The 15,635-nt window shown below is 65.7% G+C and carries 14 protein-coding genes; 5 read left to right on the forward strand and 9 right to left on the reverse strand.

Annotation, left to right across the window (positions count from 1 at the left end):
• Positions 1-37: 37 nt before the first annotated feature.
• Positions 38-2,641: an EAL domain-containing protein gene (locus IQ35_RS10850; RefSeq protein ID WP_242003327.1), complete on the reverse strand. Its 2,604-nt coding sequence runs from the start codon at positions 2,639-2,641 to the stop codon at positions 38-40.
• Between the two features lie 296 nt (positions 2,642-2,937).
• Positions 2,938-4,050, reverse strand: a complete 1,113-nt coding sequence (gene dnaN / locus IQ35_RS10855; RefSeq protein WP_021245050.1) for a DNA polymerase III subunit beta — start codon at positions 4,048-4,050, stop codon at positions 2,938-2,940.
• A gap of 171 nt (positions 4,051-4,221) precedes the next feature.
• Here dnaN and IQ35_RS10860 point away from each other — a divergent pair, with 171 nt between their 5' ends.
• The 4 genes from IQ35_RS10860 to IQ35_RS10875 all read left to right on the forward strand — a co-directional run bounded on the left by IQ35_RS10860 (position 4,222) and on the right by IQ35_RS10875 (position 8,044).
• The gene (locus IQ35_RS10860; RefSeq protein ID WP_145073478.1) at positions 4,222-4,713 is read left to right on the forward strand and encodes a hypothetical protein; all 492 of its coding nucleotides are present in this window, start codon (positions 4,222-4,224) and stop codon (positions 4,711-4,713) included.
• A 50-nt stretch (positions 4,714-4,763) separates the two neighbouring features.
• The gene (rlmN, locus tag IQ35_RS10865) at positions 4,764-6,035 is read left to right on the forward strand and encodes a dual-specificity RNA methyltransferase RlmN (RefSeq protein ID WP_145073481.1); all 1,272 of its coding nucleotides are present in this window, start codon (positions 4,764-4,766) and stop codon (positions 6,033-6,035) included.
• Positions 6,036-6,117: 82 nt separating this feature from the next.
• Positions 6,118-6,984 carry a prolipoprotein diacylglyceryl transferase gene (gene lgt, locus IQ35_RS10870; protein WP_145073485.1) on the forward strand — a complete coding sequence of 289 codons (867 nt, stop codon included), beginning with the start codon at positions 6,118-6,120 and terminating at the stop codon, positions 6,982-6,984.
• Entirely contained in the window at positions 6,974-8,044 is a 1,071-nt protein-coding gene (locus tag IQ35_RS10875; RefSeq protein WP_145073488.1) for a class I SAM-dependent methyltransferase, read from the forward strand. Before lgt ends, IQ35_RS10875 begins: the two co-directional genes overlap by 11 nt.
• 224 nt (positions 8,045-8,268) lie before the next feature.
• Here the strand turns inward: IQ35_RS10875 and gmk are convergent, their stop codons facing one another.
• Positions 8,269-8,934, reverse strand: coding sequence for a guanylate kinase (gene gmk, locus IQ35_RS10880; protein ID WP_021245045.1), 666 nt, complete (start codon positions 8,932-8,934; stop codon positions 8,269-8,271).
• A 57-nt stretch (positions 8,935-8,991) separates the two neighbouring features.
• Here gmk and IQ35_RS10885 point away from each other — a divergent pair, with 57 nt between their 5' ends.
• A complete protein-coding gene (locus IQ35_RS10885; RefSeq protein ID WP_145073491.1) occupies positions 8,992-9,564 on the forward strand; it encodes a DUF2585 domain-containing protein in 573 nt (190 codons plus the stop codon).
• On the opposite strand, the gene IQ35_RS10890 is transcribed toward IQ35_RS10885, so the two are convergent.
• From IQ35_RS10890 to IQ35_RS10915, 6 genes are all read right to left on the reverse strand, one after another.
• A complete protein-coding gene (locus IQ35_RS10890; protein ID WP_158636660.1) occupies positions 9,561-10,607 on the reverse strand; it encodes an acyltransferase family protein in 1,047 nt (348 codons plus the stop codon). The two genes, IQ35_RS10885 and IQ35_RS10890, sit on opposite strands and share 4 nt — an antisense overlap.
• A gap of 124 nt (positions 10,608-10,731) precedes the next feature.
• Positions 10,732-11,088 (reverse strand): hypothetical protein, encoded by a 357-nt coding sequence (locus IQ35_RS10895; protein ID WP_021245042.1) that lies wholly within the window; start codon positions 11,086-11,088, stop codon positions 10,732-10,734.
• A 49-nt stretch (positions 11,089-11,137) separates the two neighbouring features.
• Complete coding sequence (gene fumC, locus IQ35_RS10900; protein ID WP_145073494.1) at positions 11,138-12,523, reverse strand: class II fumarate hydratase; 1,386 nt, start codon at positions 12,521-12,523, stop codon at positions 11,138-11,140.
• Between the two features lie 154 nt (positions 12,524-12,677).
• Positions 12,678-13,547 carry a class I SAM-dependent methyltransferase gene (locus tag IQ35_RS10905; RefSeq protein WP_031291093.1) on the reverse strand — a complete coding sequence of 290 codons (870 nt, stop codon included), beginning with the start codon at positions 13,545-13,547 and terminating at the stop codon, positions 12,678-12,680.
• Positions 13,548-13,554: 7 nt separating this feature from the next.
• On the reverse strand, positions 13,555-14,955 hold the full coding sequence (gene thrC / locus IQ35_RS10910; protein WP_021245039.1) for a threonine synthase: 1,401 nt from the start codon (positions 14,953-14,955) through the stop codon (positions 13,555-13,557).
• A 44-nt stretch (positions 14,956-14,999) separates the two neighbouring features.
• The gene (locus IQ35_RS10915) at positions 15,000-15,632 is read right to left on the reverse strand and encodes an SURF1 family protein (protein WP_021245038.1); all 633 of its coding nucleotides are present in this window, start codon (positions 15,630-15,632) and stop codon (positions 15,000-15,002) included.
• Positions 15,633-15,635 lie beyond the last annotated feature (3 nt).

Raw genomic sequence — 15,635 nt, forward strand, 5'->3', positions numbered from 1 at the left:
TCCTGGCCGAAAGTCCTCGAAGCGGTATCTCGCGCGATCAGGAGGCCAGCAATCTGGGCGCGGCGGTCTTGAGGCGGCTGAGGTCGAGCGCCTCGCTGAATTCCACGCCCATGCGGTCTTCCTTCGACCAGCGCGCGACGGCATCGATGAAGTAATTGTCGGCCAACTCGATGATGAAGGCCGTTCCTTCCGGCACGTTCCACAATCCTTCGACAAGGGCGCCGGTGGCGGAAATGTTGCGGATGCGCGCGGAATATATGTCGCCGTCATTGTGCACGGCGACCGTCCGCAGCATGGACTTGCGCTCAGGGCGGCTCGATTTGAAGCCTTCGACCGTGGCGAGGGTGCCCGCGTTCAACTGGCGTTCGAGCACCTCGGCCGCGCCGATGGGCCGTCCATAGACATAGCCCTGCACATGGCTGCACCCCAGTTGGCGGATCAGCTCCAGCTCGTCATGGGTTTCCGCGCCCTCCGCCGTGGTGTCCATGCCCAGCGCCTCTGCCAGGCTGACGATAGCCTTGATGATCGCGCTGTTGCGGTTGCCCTTGATCGCCGCGCCCCGCACGAAGCTCTGGTCGATCTTGATCTTGTCGAACGGCGCTTTCTTCAGATAGCCGAGCGAGGAATAGCCCGTCCCGAAATCATCCAGCGCCAAACGCACGCCCAGCGCCTTCAGCCGCGCGAACATCGCATCGGTGTCGGCATTGTCGCTCAGGAACACGCTTTCGGTTATCTCCAGTTCCAGCCGTCCGGGCGCCAGTTGCGACGTCGCCAGCGCGTTCATGACGGTGGAGGGGAAACCCGGATTGGCGAACTGGATCGGCGAGACATTGACCGCCACGCGCGTCGTTTCCACCCATTGCGCCGCATCCCGGCAGGCGGTGCGGATCACCCAGTCCCCGATCTGCGCGATCAGGCCCGTATCCTCGGCAATGGGGATGAAGATGTCGGGCGCGATCATGCCCCGCCGGGGGTGCTGCCAGCGGAGCAGCGCCTCATAGCCTGTGATCTGTTCGGTGACGGACGAGACCACGGGCTGATAAACCAGGTGCAGCGCGTCGGACGCCAGCGCGTCGCGCAGGTCTTCCTCCAGCTGGCGGCGGTCCTCCGCGTCGGCGTGCATGTCGGAAGAATAGAAACGGTAGACGCCCCTGCCGTCGCCCTTCGCCGCGTAAAGCGCCAGATCGGCGTTGCGGATCAGGGCGTCGGTGGTCACGCCGTCCTGCGGACAACTGGAAATGCCGATCGAAACGCCGATCACGACCGACGTATCCTCGATCCTGTAGGGCTGGGAGACCGTGCTGATGATGGCCTGCGCCAGATTGCCCAGCGCCGCCCTGTTCTGACGCCCGACCAGAAGGATCTTGAACTCGTCGCCGCCCTGCCGGCCGACCAGGCCCTGATTGCCGACCACCCGCTGCAAGCGGTCGCTGACCTGCCGCAAGAGCGTGTCGCCGGCCGGATGGCCCAACGTATCGTTGACGCTCTTGAAGCGGTCCAGATCCAGCATCATCAGCGTGCATTCGCCGGTCTGGCCCAGGGCGCTCTTGATGGCGTGCTCCAGCGCGTGCATCATCTGAACCCGGTTGGCGAGGCCGGTCAGCGAATCGAACTGGGCCAGACGCGCCACTTCCGCCTGGCTGCGCTTCATTTCCGTGAGATCGGTGCCGCTGCCGCGAAAGCCTTGGAACTGCCCATATTCGTTGAAGACGGGCTGGCCGGAAATCGACCACCAGCGTTCCTCCCCGATCATCGCGGCCTGAACGGCGATATCGGCAAAACCCGAACGCGCCGACAGGTGAAAGCCCAGAGTGCGCTCGCCGTCGCCATGGGACCGATTGCCGGGACTGACAAGATCGGTGAATGGCCGTCCCATGAGCTTTTCGACCGGCTTGCCCAATGTCGCCGCCAATGTCGCGGAAAGATAGACCAGCAGGCCCTGCCGATCGGTTTCCCAGAACCAGCCGCGGCCCGATCGCTCATATTCATGCAGCAGCCGGTCCGAGCGCTGCGCTCTCAATTCCTGCCTGTATCGCACCATGGCCTGATCGCGGTCCACCCGCGCCTGCCGCACCGTGGCGATCAGCATGATCGATACGCAGGTCACCGCCAGTCCGGCCTGCGCCCATTCCCCCTGCCGCGCCGCCGAAACCATCAGCAGGCCCAGAAGATAGGACAGGCCAAGCAGCCTGCGATCGCCGAAGATGCAAACCGCCAGCAGCGCCACGGCGAATTGGGGAATGATGAAATGCGACGCGAAGGCGATGGCATTGCACCAGAGGCTGAACGTCAGTCCGGACAGGAAGGCCATGGACAGCATCAGCCACATCTGCGCATGGGGCATCAGCGCGCGGAACGCGGCCCGACGCGGTGCGATCATGATGGCGCCGTCCGCCAGCAGCATCGCCGCCAGCAGAACCGCCTGCCAGACGCCGTCCACATGGTGGAAAGCCGCGCCGAACAGGGCCAGGATACAGATTTTCGCCAGCAGGACGAGCGGCCACAAGGCAGCGATAAGTGTGAACGCCCGCGACACCCAGGTCGCCGAAACATCACCCCCGCTTTCGGCCAGCCCCAGGGACGCCATCAACCCCGGAAGGGGCGCGGCGGTCTCCGGAAAAGCTGGGCGCACGGGATTCATGCCCCGTGCCTATCCCAAAATCCTTGAGAGAAACTTACCTAAGAGGATGATGCCGCTTGCCAATCCACACCGGATGGCGGGTTTGCGTGGTTGGCGGACGTAGCGCAGACCCTCTTTCTTCTGTCATCCCGGCGAAAGCCGGATATCCCTTAGGCTTGGTTGCGCCCTCGGAAAGAGAAATCCAGCTTTCGCTGGGGTGACGGATTTGGGGAAATGTCCGCTCCTCGCCGCAAAACTTCGCATGACGGCGGTTTGCAAACCCTCGAAAGGTCTGCAAGCGAACGAGGCGAACTCCGTCAGACCCGCATCGGCATCAGCACGTAGAGCGCCGGGCTGCGGTCATTCTCCCGGATCAGGGTGGGCGCGGCCGCGTCGGCCAGATGCAGTTCCACAAGCTCGCTGTCGATCTGTCCCAATATGTCGAGCAGATAGCGGGCGTTGAAGCCGATGTCGAAGCCTTCGCCCTGGAACGCGCCGGGCACTTCTTCGGCCGCCGTGCCGTTTTCCGGGCTGGTCACCGACAGGGTGATCTTGTCGCGGTCCAGCGACATCTTGACCGCGCGCGTCTTTTCCGTGGCGATGGTCGCGACGCGGTCCACACCCTCCTCGAAGCTGCGCGGGTCGATCTTGAGCAGCTTGTCGTTCCCGGTGGGGATGACGCGGCTGTAATCGGGGAAGGTGCCGTCGATCAGCTTGCTGGTCAGGATCGCGCTGCCAAGACCGAAGCGGATCTTGCCGGCGGACAGCGAGACTTCGACCGAACCCTCGACCTCGTCCAGCAGTTTACGCAGTTCCGCGATGCATTTGCGCGGCACGATAATGCCGGGCATCCCGTCCGCCCCGTCGGGCCGGGGCACCGTGACGCGGGCGAGGCGATGGCCGTCGGTCGCCGCTGCCTTGAGCACCGGCTGGCCCTCGTCCGACACATGGAAATAGATGCCGTTCAGATAATAGCGCGTCTCTTCCGTCGAGATCGCGAAGCGCGTCTTGTCGATGATCTGCTTCAATGTTTCGGCGGGCAGTTCGAAGCTGGTCGGCAGGTCGCCTTCCGCGATCACCGGGAAGTCGTCGCGCGGCAGGGTCGACAGGTTGAACCGCGCCCGTCCCGCCTGAATCAACATCTTGCCCTCCGCCGCATGGAGCAGCACCTGGCTGCCTTCGGGCAGCTTGCGGGCGATGTCGAACAGGGTATGCGCCGAAATGGTGGTGGCGCCCGCTTGCTCGACCTGCGCGGAAATGCTTTCCACGACCTGAAGGTCGAGGTCGGTCGCCATCAGTTTGATTGCGCCGTCCGCCGACGCTTCGATCAGCACGTTCGACAGGATCGGTATGGTATTGCGCCGCTCTACCACCGACTGGACGTGGCTCAGACTTTTCAGGAGCGTTGCGCGTTCGATGGTGGCCTTCATGTCCCTGTTCTGTCCGTTTCTTTTTGAGCCGATAGCCCGGATTCGGTCGAATCCGGGCGACAATGATGGATGATCCTTCATAACCGCTGTGACGGCGGCGGCAAGCACTCGCTCATGCTTTCCTGCAAAGCCGGGCTTGCAAAAGGAATCGGCTTGGGCTTTCCCGGTGGGATGAGACGTTTCCTCGTCCTGATCCCCGCCCTGATGCTGGCCGCCGCGTCGGCGCAGGCGCGCGATTCGCTGGGGATATTCGAGGGCTGGGGCGCTTTTCGCGATCCGGCGGCGCCGCGCTGCTATGCCATTGCGCAACCCGTCAACCTTCGTTCCGGCGCGGCGCCCGGCGGCTTCGCATCGGTGGGGAACTGGCCGCGCCAGAAGCTGCGGGGACAGGTGCATTTCCGCCTGAGCCGGATGCGCGGCGGCAAGGCGCCGGTAATCCTGAGCATCGGCGACCGGCGCTTTCCCCTTGTCGCGGGACAGGTCGACGCCTGGGCGGCCGATGCGCGCGGCGACGTCGCCATCGTCGCGGCGATGCGGTCGGCCACCAGCATGAGCGTGCAGTCCGCCGACAGGCGCGGGCGGGCTTTTGCCGACACCTATGCCCTGCGCGGTGCGGCGACGGCGATCGACGCGGCGGCTCTGGGATGCGCAAAACTGCGCTGATATAGGGCCCGCCCTTTCAAAATCCGCGCAAGTCGACTATGTGCGCGCTCATGCAGACAGCCGCCAACCCGCTCATGCCGATTCCCGGCGCTATCGACCCTGTGCCCGTGCCGCGCGCCGTGACCCCGCGCGAGGATGGCCGCGTCGACCTGCTCGGCCTTGCGCGCGATCAGATCCGCGCCGTGCTCGAAAGCGCCGGGCTGGAGCCGAAGCAGGCGAAGCTGCGCGCCAAGCAGCTTTTCCACTGGCTCTATCATCGCGGCGAGACCGATTTCGAGAAGATGACCGACCTCGCCAAGCCGTTGCGCGGCTGGATGGCGGAACGCTTCATCGTCGGCCGCCCGCAGGTGGTGGAGGCGCAGGTGTCGAGCGACGGCACGCGCAAATGGCTGCTCCGTTCCGACGACGGGCAGGATTATGAGATGGTGTTTATCCCGGACGCGGACCGGGGGACGCTCTGCGTGTCGAGTCAGGTCGGCTGCACGCTCAACTGCCGCTTCTGCCACACCGGCACGATGCGCCTCGTCCGCAATCTGACGCCCGGCGAGATCGTGGGGCAGGTGATGCTGGCCCGCGACGCGCTGGGCGAATGGCCCAAGGGGAATATGGGCGGCTCGATGGCCTCGACCATCGAGGACGAGGATGACGACGCGCCGCAATATACGGCCGACGGGCGGATGCTGACCAACATCGTGATGATGGGCATGGGGGAGCCGCTCTATAATTTCGACCATGTGCGCGATGCGTTGAAGGTCGTGATGGACGGCGACGGGCTGGCCCTGTCGAAGCGGCGGGTCACGCTCTCGACGTCCGGCGTGGTGCCGATGATGGCGCGGGCAGGCGAGGAGATCGGCGTCAATCTCGCCGTCTCGCTCCATGCCGTGACCAAGGATGTGCGCGACGAGCTGGTGCCGCTCAACCGGAAATATGGGATTGAGGAACTGTTGCAGGCCTGCGCCGATTATCCCGGCGCGAACAATGCGCGGCGCATCACCTTCGAATATGTGATGATCAAGAACAAGAATGACAGCGACGCGGATGCGCATGAGCTTGTCCGCCTGCTCCGCCAGTTCAGGCTGCCCGCGAAGGTGAACCTGATCCCCTTCAATCCATGGCCCGGCACCGACTATGAATGTTCAACGCCGGAGCGGATCAGGCGTTTTTCCGACATCGTGTTCGAGGGCGGGATTTCCGCGCCCGTGCGCACGCCGCGCGGGCGCGACATCATGGCGGCCTGCGGGCAGCTCAAATCCGCATCGGAGAAGAAGAGCCGTGCCGAACTGGACCGGCTGGCGGCGGAGAAACAGGCCGCGCTGGGGTGATGGCCCTGAGCGCGCGTGCCCCCTTGGTCTTGGGCGGCGCTTGCTCTATGGCAGCGGCATATTTCCCAAGGGGAACCGCATCTTGATCCTGGACCTTGCCGCTACCGCCGCCCACGCCATCCGTTTCGAAGATCTGGGCCTCAGCCCGGTGGCGCTGGACCTGGGCTTCTTCACGCTGAAATGGTACAGCCTCGCCTATCTGGCGGGCATATTGATCGGCTACTGGTATCTGCTGAAACTGGTGGCGCAGCCCGGATCGCCCATGGCACGCCGCCATGCCGACGACATGATCTTCTATGCGACGCTGGGCATCATCATCGGCGGGCGGCTGGCCTATGTGGTCTTCTACCAGCCCGAAATCCTGCGGCACCCGCTCGACATCCTCAAGCTGTGGAACGGCGGCATGTCCTTCCATGGCGGGGTGATCGGCGTGTCGCTCGGCATCCTCTACCTCGCGCGCAAGGAGGGGCTGAGCTGGCTGCGGGTGCATGATTATGTCGCCTGCTGCGTGCCTTTCGGCCTGTTCTTCGGGCGGCTCGCCAATTTCGTGAACGGGGAGCTTTGGGGCAAGGAAACCGATGTGCCCTGGGCCATGATCTTCCCGACCGGAGGCCCCTTCCCCCGGCATCCGAGCCAGCTTTACGAGGCGATACTGGAAGGCGTCGTTCTGTTCTGCATCCTTGCCTTCGCCTTCTGGCGGACCAAGGCGCGCTACAAGCCCGGGATGCTGGTGGGCCTGTTCCTCTTCTTCTACGGCCTGTTCCGTTTCGGCGTGGAGTTCTTCCGCGAAGCCGACGCGCAGTTGATGGACTTCGCCGCGCGCACCGGCCTGCACATGGGCCAGTGGCTGTGCGTGCCGATGATCCTGGGCGGCCTCTACCTGATCGTCACCGCCAAGGGACGGCGCGTGCGCGTCGAACCGATCGCGGGCAGCGCGAGTGTCAATTGACGGCCTGCCGCTGCGCGAAAGGCTCGCCCGGCAGATCGAGGCGGGCGGGCCGATTTCCGTCGCGCATTTCATGGGCGAGGCGAACCAGCATTATTACGCCACCCGCGATCCGCTGGGCATGGACGGCGATTTCACCACCGCCCCGGAAATCAGCCAGATGTTCGGCGAACTCATCGGCCTGTGCCTTGCGGATGTGTGGATGCGGTCGGGGCGGCGGCCCGGCGCACTTTATGCGGAACTGGGGCCGGGGCGCGGGACGCTGGCGGCCGACGCCCTGCGCGCGATGGAGAGCGCCGCCTTCGCCCCGCGCGTGCATTTCGTGGAAACCAGCCCGGTGCTGCGCGAGCGGCAAAGGGCGCTGCTGCCCCATATCGTCCATCATGACGGCATAGAGCAACTGCCGGAAACGGGACCGTTGCTGGTCGTCGCCAATGAGTTTTTCGACGCCCTGCCCGTCCGCCAGTGCATCCGCGTGCAGGACGAATGGCGCGAGCGCGTGGTGCTGGCGAACCGTAGCGAGGAAGGCATCCGCTTCATTCCCGCCGTCGGCTATCGCCGCATCGAATCGGGTCTGCCCGCCATCGCCGCCATGGCGGACGACGGGCATATCATCGAAACGCCGCTGGCCGGAGCGGAGGCCGCCTATGCCCTCGCCCACCGTATCGCGAAGCAGGGAGGCGCGGCGATCGTCGTCGACTATGGCTATGAAGGACCGGCCATCGGCGACACGTTGCAGGCGGTCCGCGATCACCAGTTCGCCGATCCCTTCGCCGATCCGGGCGAGGTGGACCTGACCGCCCATGTGGATTTCACCATGATCGGCAATATGGCGCGGCAGGCAGGGCTGCGCGTGCTGGGACCGGTGGGTCAGGGCGCGTTTCTGGGCGAGCTGGGCATCGACGCTCGCGCTGCGCAACTGGCGCAGGCCAGCCCGGAGCGAGCCGAGGAAGTGGAAGCCGCCCGACTGCGGCTGACATCGCCCGATGCCATGGGCACGCTGTTCAAGGCGATGGCATGGGTCCATCCCGCGTGGGCCGACCCTGCGGGGTTCGGGGTTTAGGACCGATCGACATTCAGCAGAAGCGGCAGGCGATCCGTTTTCACGCGGAGGCTCGAGACGCAGAACTCAACGATGCGCAGCCCGCCCCCGCGCGCGGAGGATCGGCCAGCAAGGCAAGAAACGCCTTTCAGCGCACCCTTGTCCTCCGCGTCTCCGCATGAATCGGTCAGATCAGTCGGCCGCGCAGGATGATCCCTTGAATGTCGATCCGTCCTAGAGCGCGCTCAGTCGTCCTGATGATAGCGGCTCAAACGGCGGATGAAGCCGATCAGGCCCGTCTGTCGGCTGCGCTTCATGCGCTCGGCGTGGAGGATGGTCTGGACTCGCTGGAAACATTCCTCCGCATCGACATTGCAGAGCACATAGTCATAGCCGTCCCAATGCGCGATCTCTCCCGCCGCGCGGGCCATGCGGGCGTCGATCACTTCATCGCTGTCGGTAGCGCGGCCGCGCAGGCGGCGCTCCAACTCCTCCATCGAGGGGGGCAGGATGAAGATGCGCACCACGTCGCCGCCCGCGATCTGGTGCAATTGCTGCGCGCCCTGCCAGTCGATGTCGAACAACACGTCGCGCCCGTTCTTGAGCATCGCTTCGACGGGCGCGCGGGGCGTGCCGTAACGCTGGCCGAAAACATGCGCCCATTCGAGGAATTCATGATCCGCCGTCATGCGGCGGAATTCCTCCAGATCGACGAAATGATAATCCTTGCCATCCACTTCGCCCGGCCGCATCGGGCGGGTCGTGGCGGACACCGACATGGCAAGGTCCGGCTCTGCTGCCAACAATTTGCGCGCAATGGTGGACTTGCCCGCGCCCGAGGGCGAGGAGAGCACGAAAAGAACGCCGCGGCGCTTGAAATCGGGCGTTTCGGTCGGAATGCTGTCGGCCATGGCCGCTAGTGCCGCCAGAAGCGGCGATTTGCAAGAGGGCAAGAAGGGGACGACGCAGTGTCGAAGCGCAAACGGAACCGGAATCGCCGGGGCTATATCCTTGCCGGGCTGATCGCGCTGGCGGCCTGCGCGATGCTGTTCCTGATGGGACGGCCGCCGATCTGCACCTGCGGCACGGTGGAATATTGGCATGGCGCGATCGACAGCGGCAACAGCCAGCACCTCTCCGACTGGTATAGCCTCAGCCATATCATCCACGGATTTCTGTTCTATCTGGCGGCATGGGCGGTGATGCGGCGGCAGCCCAGAGGGATGCGCCTCGCGGCGGCGGTGGCGGTCGAATCGCTGTGGGAGATACTGGAAAATTCGCCCATCATCATCGACCGATACCGCACGGCGACCATTGCGCTCGGCTATTCGGGCGACAGCATCGTCAATTCGATGAGCGACATCGGCATGATGGCGCTGGGCTTTGCCTTTGCCGCGCGGGCGCCGCTGTGGCTGACGGTGCTGGGGGGCATCGGGCTGGAGTTGCTGGCGCTGTGGGCGATCCGCGATAACCTCACGCTCAACATATTGATGCTGACATGGCCGGTCGAGGCGGTGAAGGCCTGGCAATCGACATTCTAGACGAAAGCCAGCCGCTTCTCGACAGCCTGCAACGCGCCGATCACGCGCCGGGGCGGCTGCGGCCCCACGAACAGCAGATCGACAATCCGGCTCGCGCGCGCGGCGAGAACAAGCAGCAGACCGGCCAGCAACGCCGCCGGGAAGGCGACCATGGTCGCGACCTCCGCCGCTTCGATGCCCAGAGCGCGGCAAAAGCCCATAATGAGATATATAACCGGAAAGTGGGAGACGTAGAAGATCAGCGAATGCTGCCCCATGAAGATCAGCGGGGCGCACCAGCGGGCGGCCTGTATCCAGAAGGCGGTCGCGCTGACCGCGACGATGAAGCAGAGCGCGGGCGCGGCATAAAGCGGGCCGTAGTGAAGCTCATAGATCACGGCAGCCGCCGACGCGCCGACGATGACGATCCACCCCAGCAGTGCCGCGCGCGACCGCACCACGCGCATCCACAGCGCCCAATGGCCGCCCGCCCATGATCCAAGGAAGAAGAAGGCCATCAGGTAGAAGAGCCGCTCGCCATTCTTGCTGCCGTCGGGCGCGAGGATCGCGATGCCAAAGGCGGCCGCCGCGACCAGCAGCGGCGACAGGCGGCGCAGCGGAACGGCGGCGAGATAGTAAAAGAGGATGAAGGTCAGGAACCAGAGATAGGACTGGCCGGAGAGATATTTGAGCAACTGCATCGGCCCGTCCACCGGCGGCCCGACGATCAGCGAATAGAGGAGCGACCAGACCAGCAGCGGCCAGAAGATCCGCCGCCCCTTGCCCAGCAGATAGAGCACGATCCCCTTGCCGAACGAACCTGCCAGCAGCAGGCCGGACAGGAACACCAAAGTCGGCATCCGGTAGAGCACGAACAACTGGTTGAAATCGCGCATCCATGGCGGGACCGCATAGCTGTGCCGTTCCAGGATGGTGACGGAATGGAAGGCGATCACCAGCAGGATCGCCAACCCCCGCAGCAGGTCCATCCATAATTGCCGTTCCCGCCGGGGCTGACCGGCGGGAAGGACCGGGCTTTGCGCCGGGGCGTGAGGATCGGTCATCAGGCTCTCCGCTGGCAGACGCATCATGCTGCGCCGCGCAAAACCCTATGGCCTGTGCAGAAAGGAGAACAGCCGCCATCCGTCACGCCGCACCGAAAGCGGCACGGGTCGCCGCAGCGCGGGATCAGATCTTGGCTTTCCGGTATCGGGCTTCGTCGATGAGAATAGGTTCGGCGCTGTCGTCGGGCAGCGCCTTGACCGCGCGTTTGCGGTCCGCCTCCCGCTTGGCTTCATAGAGGCGGCCGGCCAGATAGGCGCCGGTCACGAACATCGCGCCCGCGGGATAGCGCAGGATCAGCCGCTTGGCGCCCATCCCCGCGAGCAGTCCGAACACACCCTTCTTGCCGGTTTCGGCGGCGACGCGGGTTCCCACCACCACGGCTCCGACACGCGCCGCCTTTCGCAGCAGGCCGAGCTTGCGGGGGGGCTTGGCCGATGCGGGGGGCACGGCCGGTTTGGCGGGGGCGGCTTTCCTCTTCATACCGCATCAATGTATCGGATCGCCGTCCGTTCCACCATGTCGTTCTGAATCAGACCATATTTTCAGGGCGCACGAGCCGGTCGAAGGTCGCTTCATCCACCAGCCCCAGCGCAAGGCCCGCTTCCTTGAGGGTCAGTCCTTGCGCATGGGCGTGCTTGGCGATCTTCGCGGCGTTGTCATAGCCGATCTCCGGCGCGAGCGCCGTCACCAGCATCAGCGAGCGGTCGACCAGTTCGGCGATGCGCTTCTCATTCGCCTCCAGCCCCTCGACGCAGCGCTCGGCAAAGCTGTCCATGCCGATAGCGAGCAGATGGATCGACCGCAGCACCGCCGCGCCGATCAGCGGCTTGAAGACGTTGAGTTCCAGATGCCCTTGCAGGCCGCCGATCGTCACCGCCTGATGATTGCCGATCACCTGCGCGGCCACCATGGTCAGCATCTCGCACTGGGTCGGGTTGACCTTGCCCGGCATGATCGAGCTGCCCGGCTCGTTGGCGGGCAGGTCCAGTTCGCCAAGGCCCGAACGCGGGCCGCTGCCCAGCAGGCGGATGTCATTGGCGATCTTCGTCACCGCGACGGCGATGCTGTTGAGACGGCCGGAAAAGTCGACCAGCGTATCGTGGCTCGCCAGCGCCTCGAACTTGTTGGGCGCGGTTTCGAAGGGAAGGCCGGTGAGCGCCGCGATCTGTGCCGCCACATCCTCCGCGAATCCGGGGGGCGTGTTGAGGCCGGTGCCGACCGCCGTGCCGCCCTGCGCCAGCTTGGCGAGGCCATGTTCGACCAGCGGCATGGTGCGGGTGCGGGCAAGGCGGAGCTGGGCAACATAGCCGGAAAATTCCTGCCCCAGCGTCAGCGGCGTCGCATCCTGCAAATGGGTGCGGCCGATCTTGACGATGCCGCTCCACGCCTCCGCCCTGGCCAGCAGCGCGCCCTCCAGCCGTTCGAGCGCGGGGAGGAGCGCGCGGGTCGCGGCCAGCGCGGCGGCGATGTGCATCGCGGTGGGGAAGCTGTCGTTGGACGACTGGCTCATGTTTACATGGTCGTTGGGGTGGACCGGCGACTTGCCGCCGCGCGCGCCGGTCAGGATTTCGTTGGCGCGGCCCGCGATCACTTCGTTGACGTTCATGTTGGATTGGGTGCCGCTGCCCGTCTGCCAGATGACGAGCGGAAACTGGTCGTCGTGCCGGCCCGCGACGACTTCGGCGGCGGCGGTTTCTATGGCGTCGGCGAGTTTGGCGTCGAGGCCATGCCTGCGGTTCACGCGCGCGGCCGCCTGCTTCACGATGGCGAGCGCATGGATGAGGCCGATGGGCATCCGCTCGGTATCGCCGAAGGGGAAATTCTCGATGCTCCGCTGGGTCTGCGCCCCCCAATAGGCGGCGGCGGGCACGTCGATGGCGCCGATCGAGTCGGTTTCGGTACGGGTATCAGCCATGCTTCGCCTTCCAAATGAGAACAAATCGCAATAATGCAAGGGATGTAGGGCGGGAGCGGGAAAAGCCAAGAGCGATTTTTGACTGACCCGGCGGGATCGGGTGGATTCCCGCCCTTCCCTCTCCGCTCTCCCATAAAGCGGGGCGCGTCGGACGTCAGCGTTTCCAGCGCGCCCATATGGCGGTGGGCAGCAGCAGGCCGCGCGCTTCCTCGCGCACGGCCAGTTCGCCCGCCTCGACCGTGCCGGGCAGGTCGGCGAAAGCCTGATTCAGCAGTTCCCCGATCGCCAGCGCCGACATCCGCACCGCATAGACGGTCAGGAACAGGAAGCGGCTGTCCGCGTCCAGCAACTGCCGGCAATGGGCGATCAGGCCCGGCAGGTCTTCCTCCAGCCGCCACACCTCGCCATCCGGTCCGCGCCCATATTTGGGAGGATCGAGCAATATGCCGTCATAGCGCCGGTCGCGCCGCACCTCGCGCGCCACGAACTTGGCGGCGTCGTCCACGATCCAGCGGACCGGCTTGTCCTCCAGCCCCGACAGCGCCGCATTGGCCCGCGCCTGCGCCACGGATTTCCTGGAGGCGTCGACATGCACCATCTTCGCGCCCGCCGCCGCCATCGCCAGCGTGCCCACGCCGGTATAGCCGAACAGGTTCATGACATCGGCTTGCCGCTTGTCCGCCGTCCGCTCGCGCATCCAGTCCCACACCGGCGCCATGTCGGGAAAGAAACCCAGATGGCGGAAGGGCGTGCAACTGGACTGGAACGTCACCTCGTTCCAGGTGAGCGGCCATCCTTCGGCAGGCACGGGCTGCTCATAATACCAGCGCCCGCCGCCCTCCTCATCGGAACCGGGGACGAACTCTCCATCGGCGCGCCAGTCCCCGGTCGCGGGCGCCCACATCGCCTGCGGCTCCGGCCGGATGAAGCGGAAACGGCCATAGCGCTCCAGCTTGCGGCCATGACCCGAATCGATGAGGCCATAATCGGCCCAGGGTTCGCCGACGAGAGTGTGGAGCTTCATGCCCGCATTATGCCCGCGGCGTCGCGCGCTCCGCGACATAGGCGGTGACGGCCTCGAACGTGCCGGGCAGCTTGGCATAGCTTTCCTCCCGCGCGAACAGGTCGCCCACGCGCGGCGGCAGCGGCGGGCGGGTGCCGGTCGCGCGCTCCACCGCGTCGCGGAACTTGGCGGCGTGCGCCGTCGCCAGCGTCACCACCGGAACCGACGGATCGACGTCCATCGCCCGCGCCGCCGCAAGGCCGATGGCGCTGTGCGGATCGATGATCTGGCCCGCCGCGTCATAGGCCCAGCGCATCGCCATGGTCATGCCGTCCGCATCGACGCGGGTGGAAGCGAACAGCTTCGACGCGCCGTCGCGCTGGGCGTTGGTGAGGCGCATGGCCTTGCTCGCTTCGAAGCCGTGCATCTGCTGCGCCAACGCCTTGCCGTCGCGCCCGCCTGCGTCGAACAGCAGCCGTTCGAAGTTCGAGCTGACCTGGATGTCCATGCTGGGCGTCGCGGTCGGCACCACCTGCCCCTGGCTGTAGTCGCCTTCGGACAGGGCGCGGTGCAGGATGTCGTTGACGTTGGTCGCGACCATCAGCCTGGCGACCGGCAGACCCATCTGCGCGGCGACATAGCCCGCGAACACATCGCCGAAATTGCCGGTGGGGACAGAGAAGGCGACCGGCCGTTCCGGCGCGCCCAGACGGACGGCGGCGTAGAAATAATAGACGACCTGCGCCATCAGCCGCGCCCAGTTGATGCTGTTGACGGCGGACAGGTTGAACCGGCGCGAGAAGTCCGCGTCGTTGAACATCGCCTTCACCAGCGCCTGCGCGTCGTCGAAGCTGCCGTCGATGGCGATGTTGTAGACATTGGGCGCGCGCACCGTCGTCATCTGCCGCCGCTGCACGTCGGACACGCGGCCTTCGGGATGCAGCATGAAGATGTCGACCTTCGCCCGGCCCGCCACCGCGTCGATCGCGGCCGATCCGGTGTCGCCGGACGTCGCGCCGACAATGGTGAGGTGATCCTCACGGCGCGACAGGAAGCGTTCGAACAGTTCCCCCAGCAATTGCAGCGCCACGTCCTTAAACGCCAGCGTCGGGCCGTGGAACAGTTCCAGCAGCCAGTGGCGATGGTCGAGCTGGACCAGAGGCGTCACCGCATCGTGGCTGAATCGGCCATAAGCGGCTTCGCACAGTTCGCGCAGTTCCTCTTCACCCAGCGATCCGGTCACGAAGGGGGCCATGACGCGCACGGCGGTTTCCACATAGGACAGGCCGGCGAGGGCGCGAATGTCGTCGGGCGAGAAGCTGGGCCAGCTTTCCGGGACATAAAGCCCCCCGTCGGACGCCAGCCCAGCCAGCGTCACATCTTCAAAACCCAGCGCAGGCGCGCTCCCTCTGGTGCTCACATATTGCATGATGGGAAAGCGCGGTAACGGCGCGCGGCCTTCCGGGCAAGCTTTTAGCGCGATCCGGCCTTCCGGCGGAGCGCGAGGATATAGATCAGCACCGCCACGGCGGCGAAGAGGAACCATTGCACGGCATAGGCCAGATGGTTGTTGGGCACGTCCTCCACGCTGGGCGGCGCGAGGGGCTTGAGGCCCGCGGGAGCCTGCCGCGCGATCAGCATGGGGCGAAGCGGCATCGCCCGCCCGCCCAGCCGCGACAGGAACGAGCGATGGTCCGGCTCTTGCGAAACCCATCCGGCCACCTGCCCGCCGGCCCATTGCGGCCGGGCGTCGGGCCGTTGCCCCACGCCCAGTGCGACCAGCACGCCCGGCCCTTCGGCCCCGGTGGCGCAGTGGGCGATATGGCGGTAGCCCATGGACCCGTCCGCCGCCCGGCCCGCCTCGACCTGCCACTGCACGACCCGCAGGCAATGAACGGAGGATGGGCGGAAGAGGATTTCAGGATCGACCGGAGGCATGACGGGAAAGGTCACGGCGGCCCGGCCCGGATTGGCCGCCGCCAGCGCCAGCATCGCTTCCTTCTCGCCGCGCCGCTGCAACTGCCAGATGCCAAGGGCGATCATCGCCAGCACGGCTCCGGCGACGATGACGGTGGCGATCAGCGGCAAGGGGCGGCGGGCGGTCATGAG

The sequence above is a fragment of the Sphingobium wenxiniae genome, from assembly GCF_007830065.1.
Classification (GTDB): Bacteria; Pseudomonadota; Alphaproteobacteria; order Sphingomonadales; family Sphingomonadaceae; genus Sphingobium; species Sphingobium wenxiniae.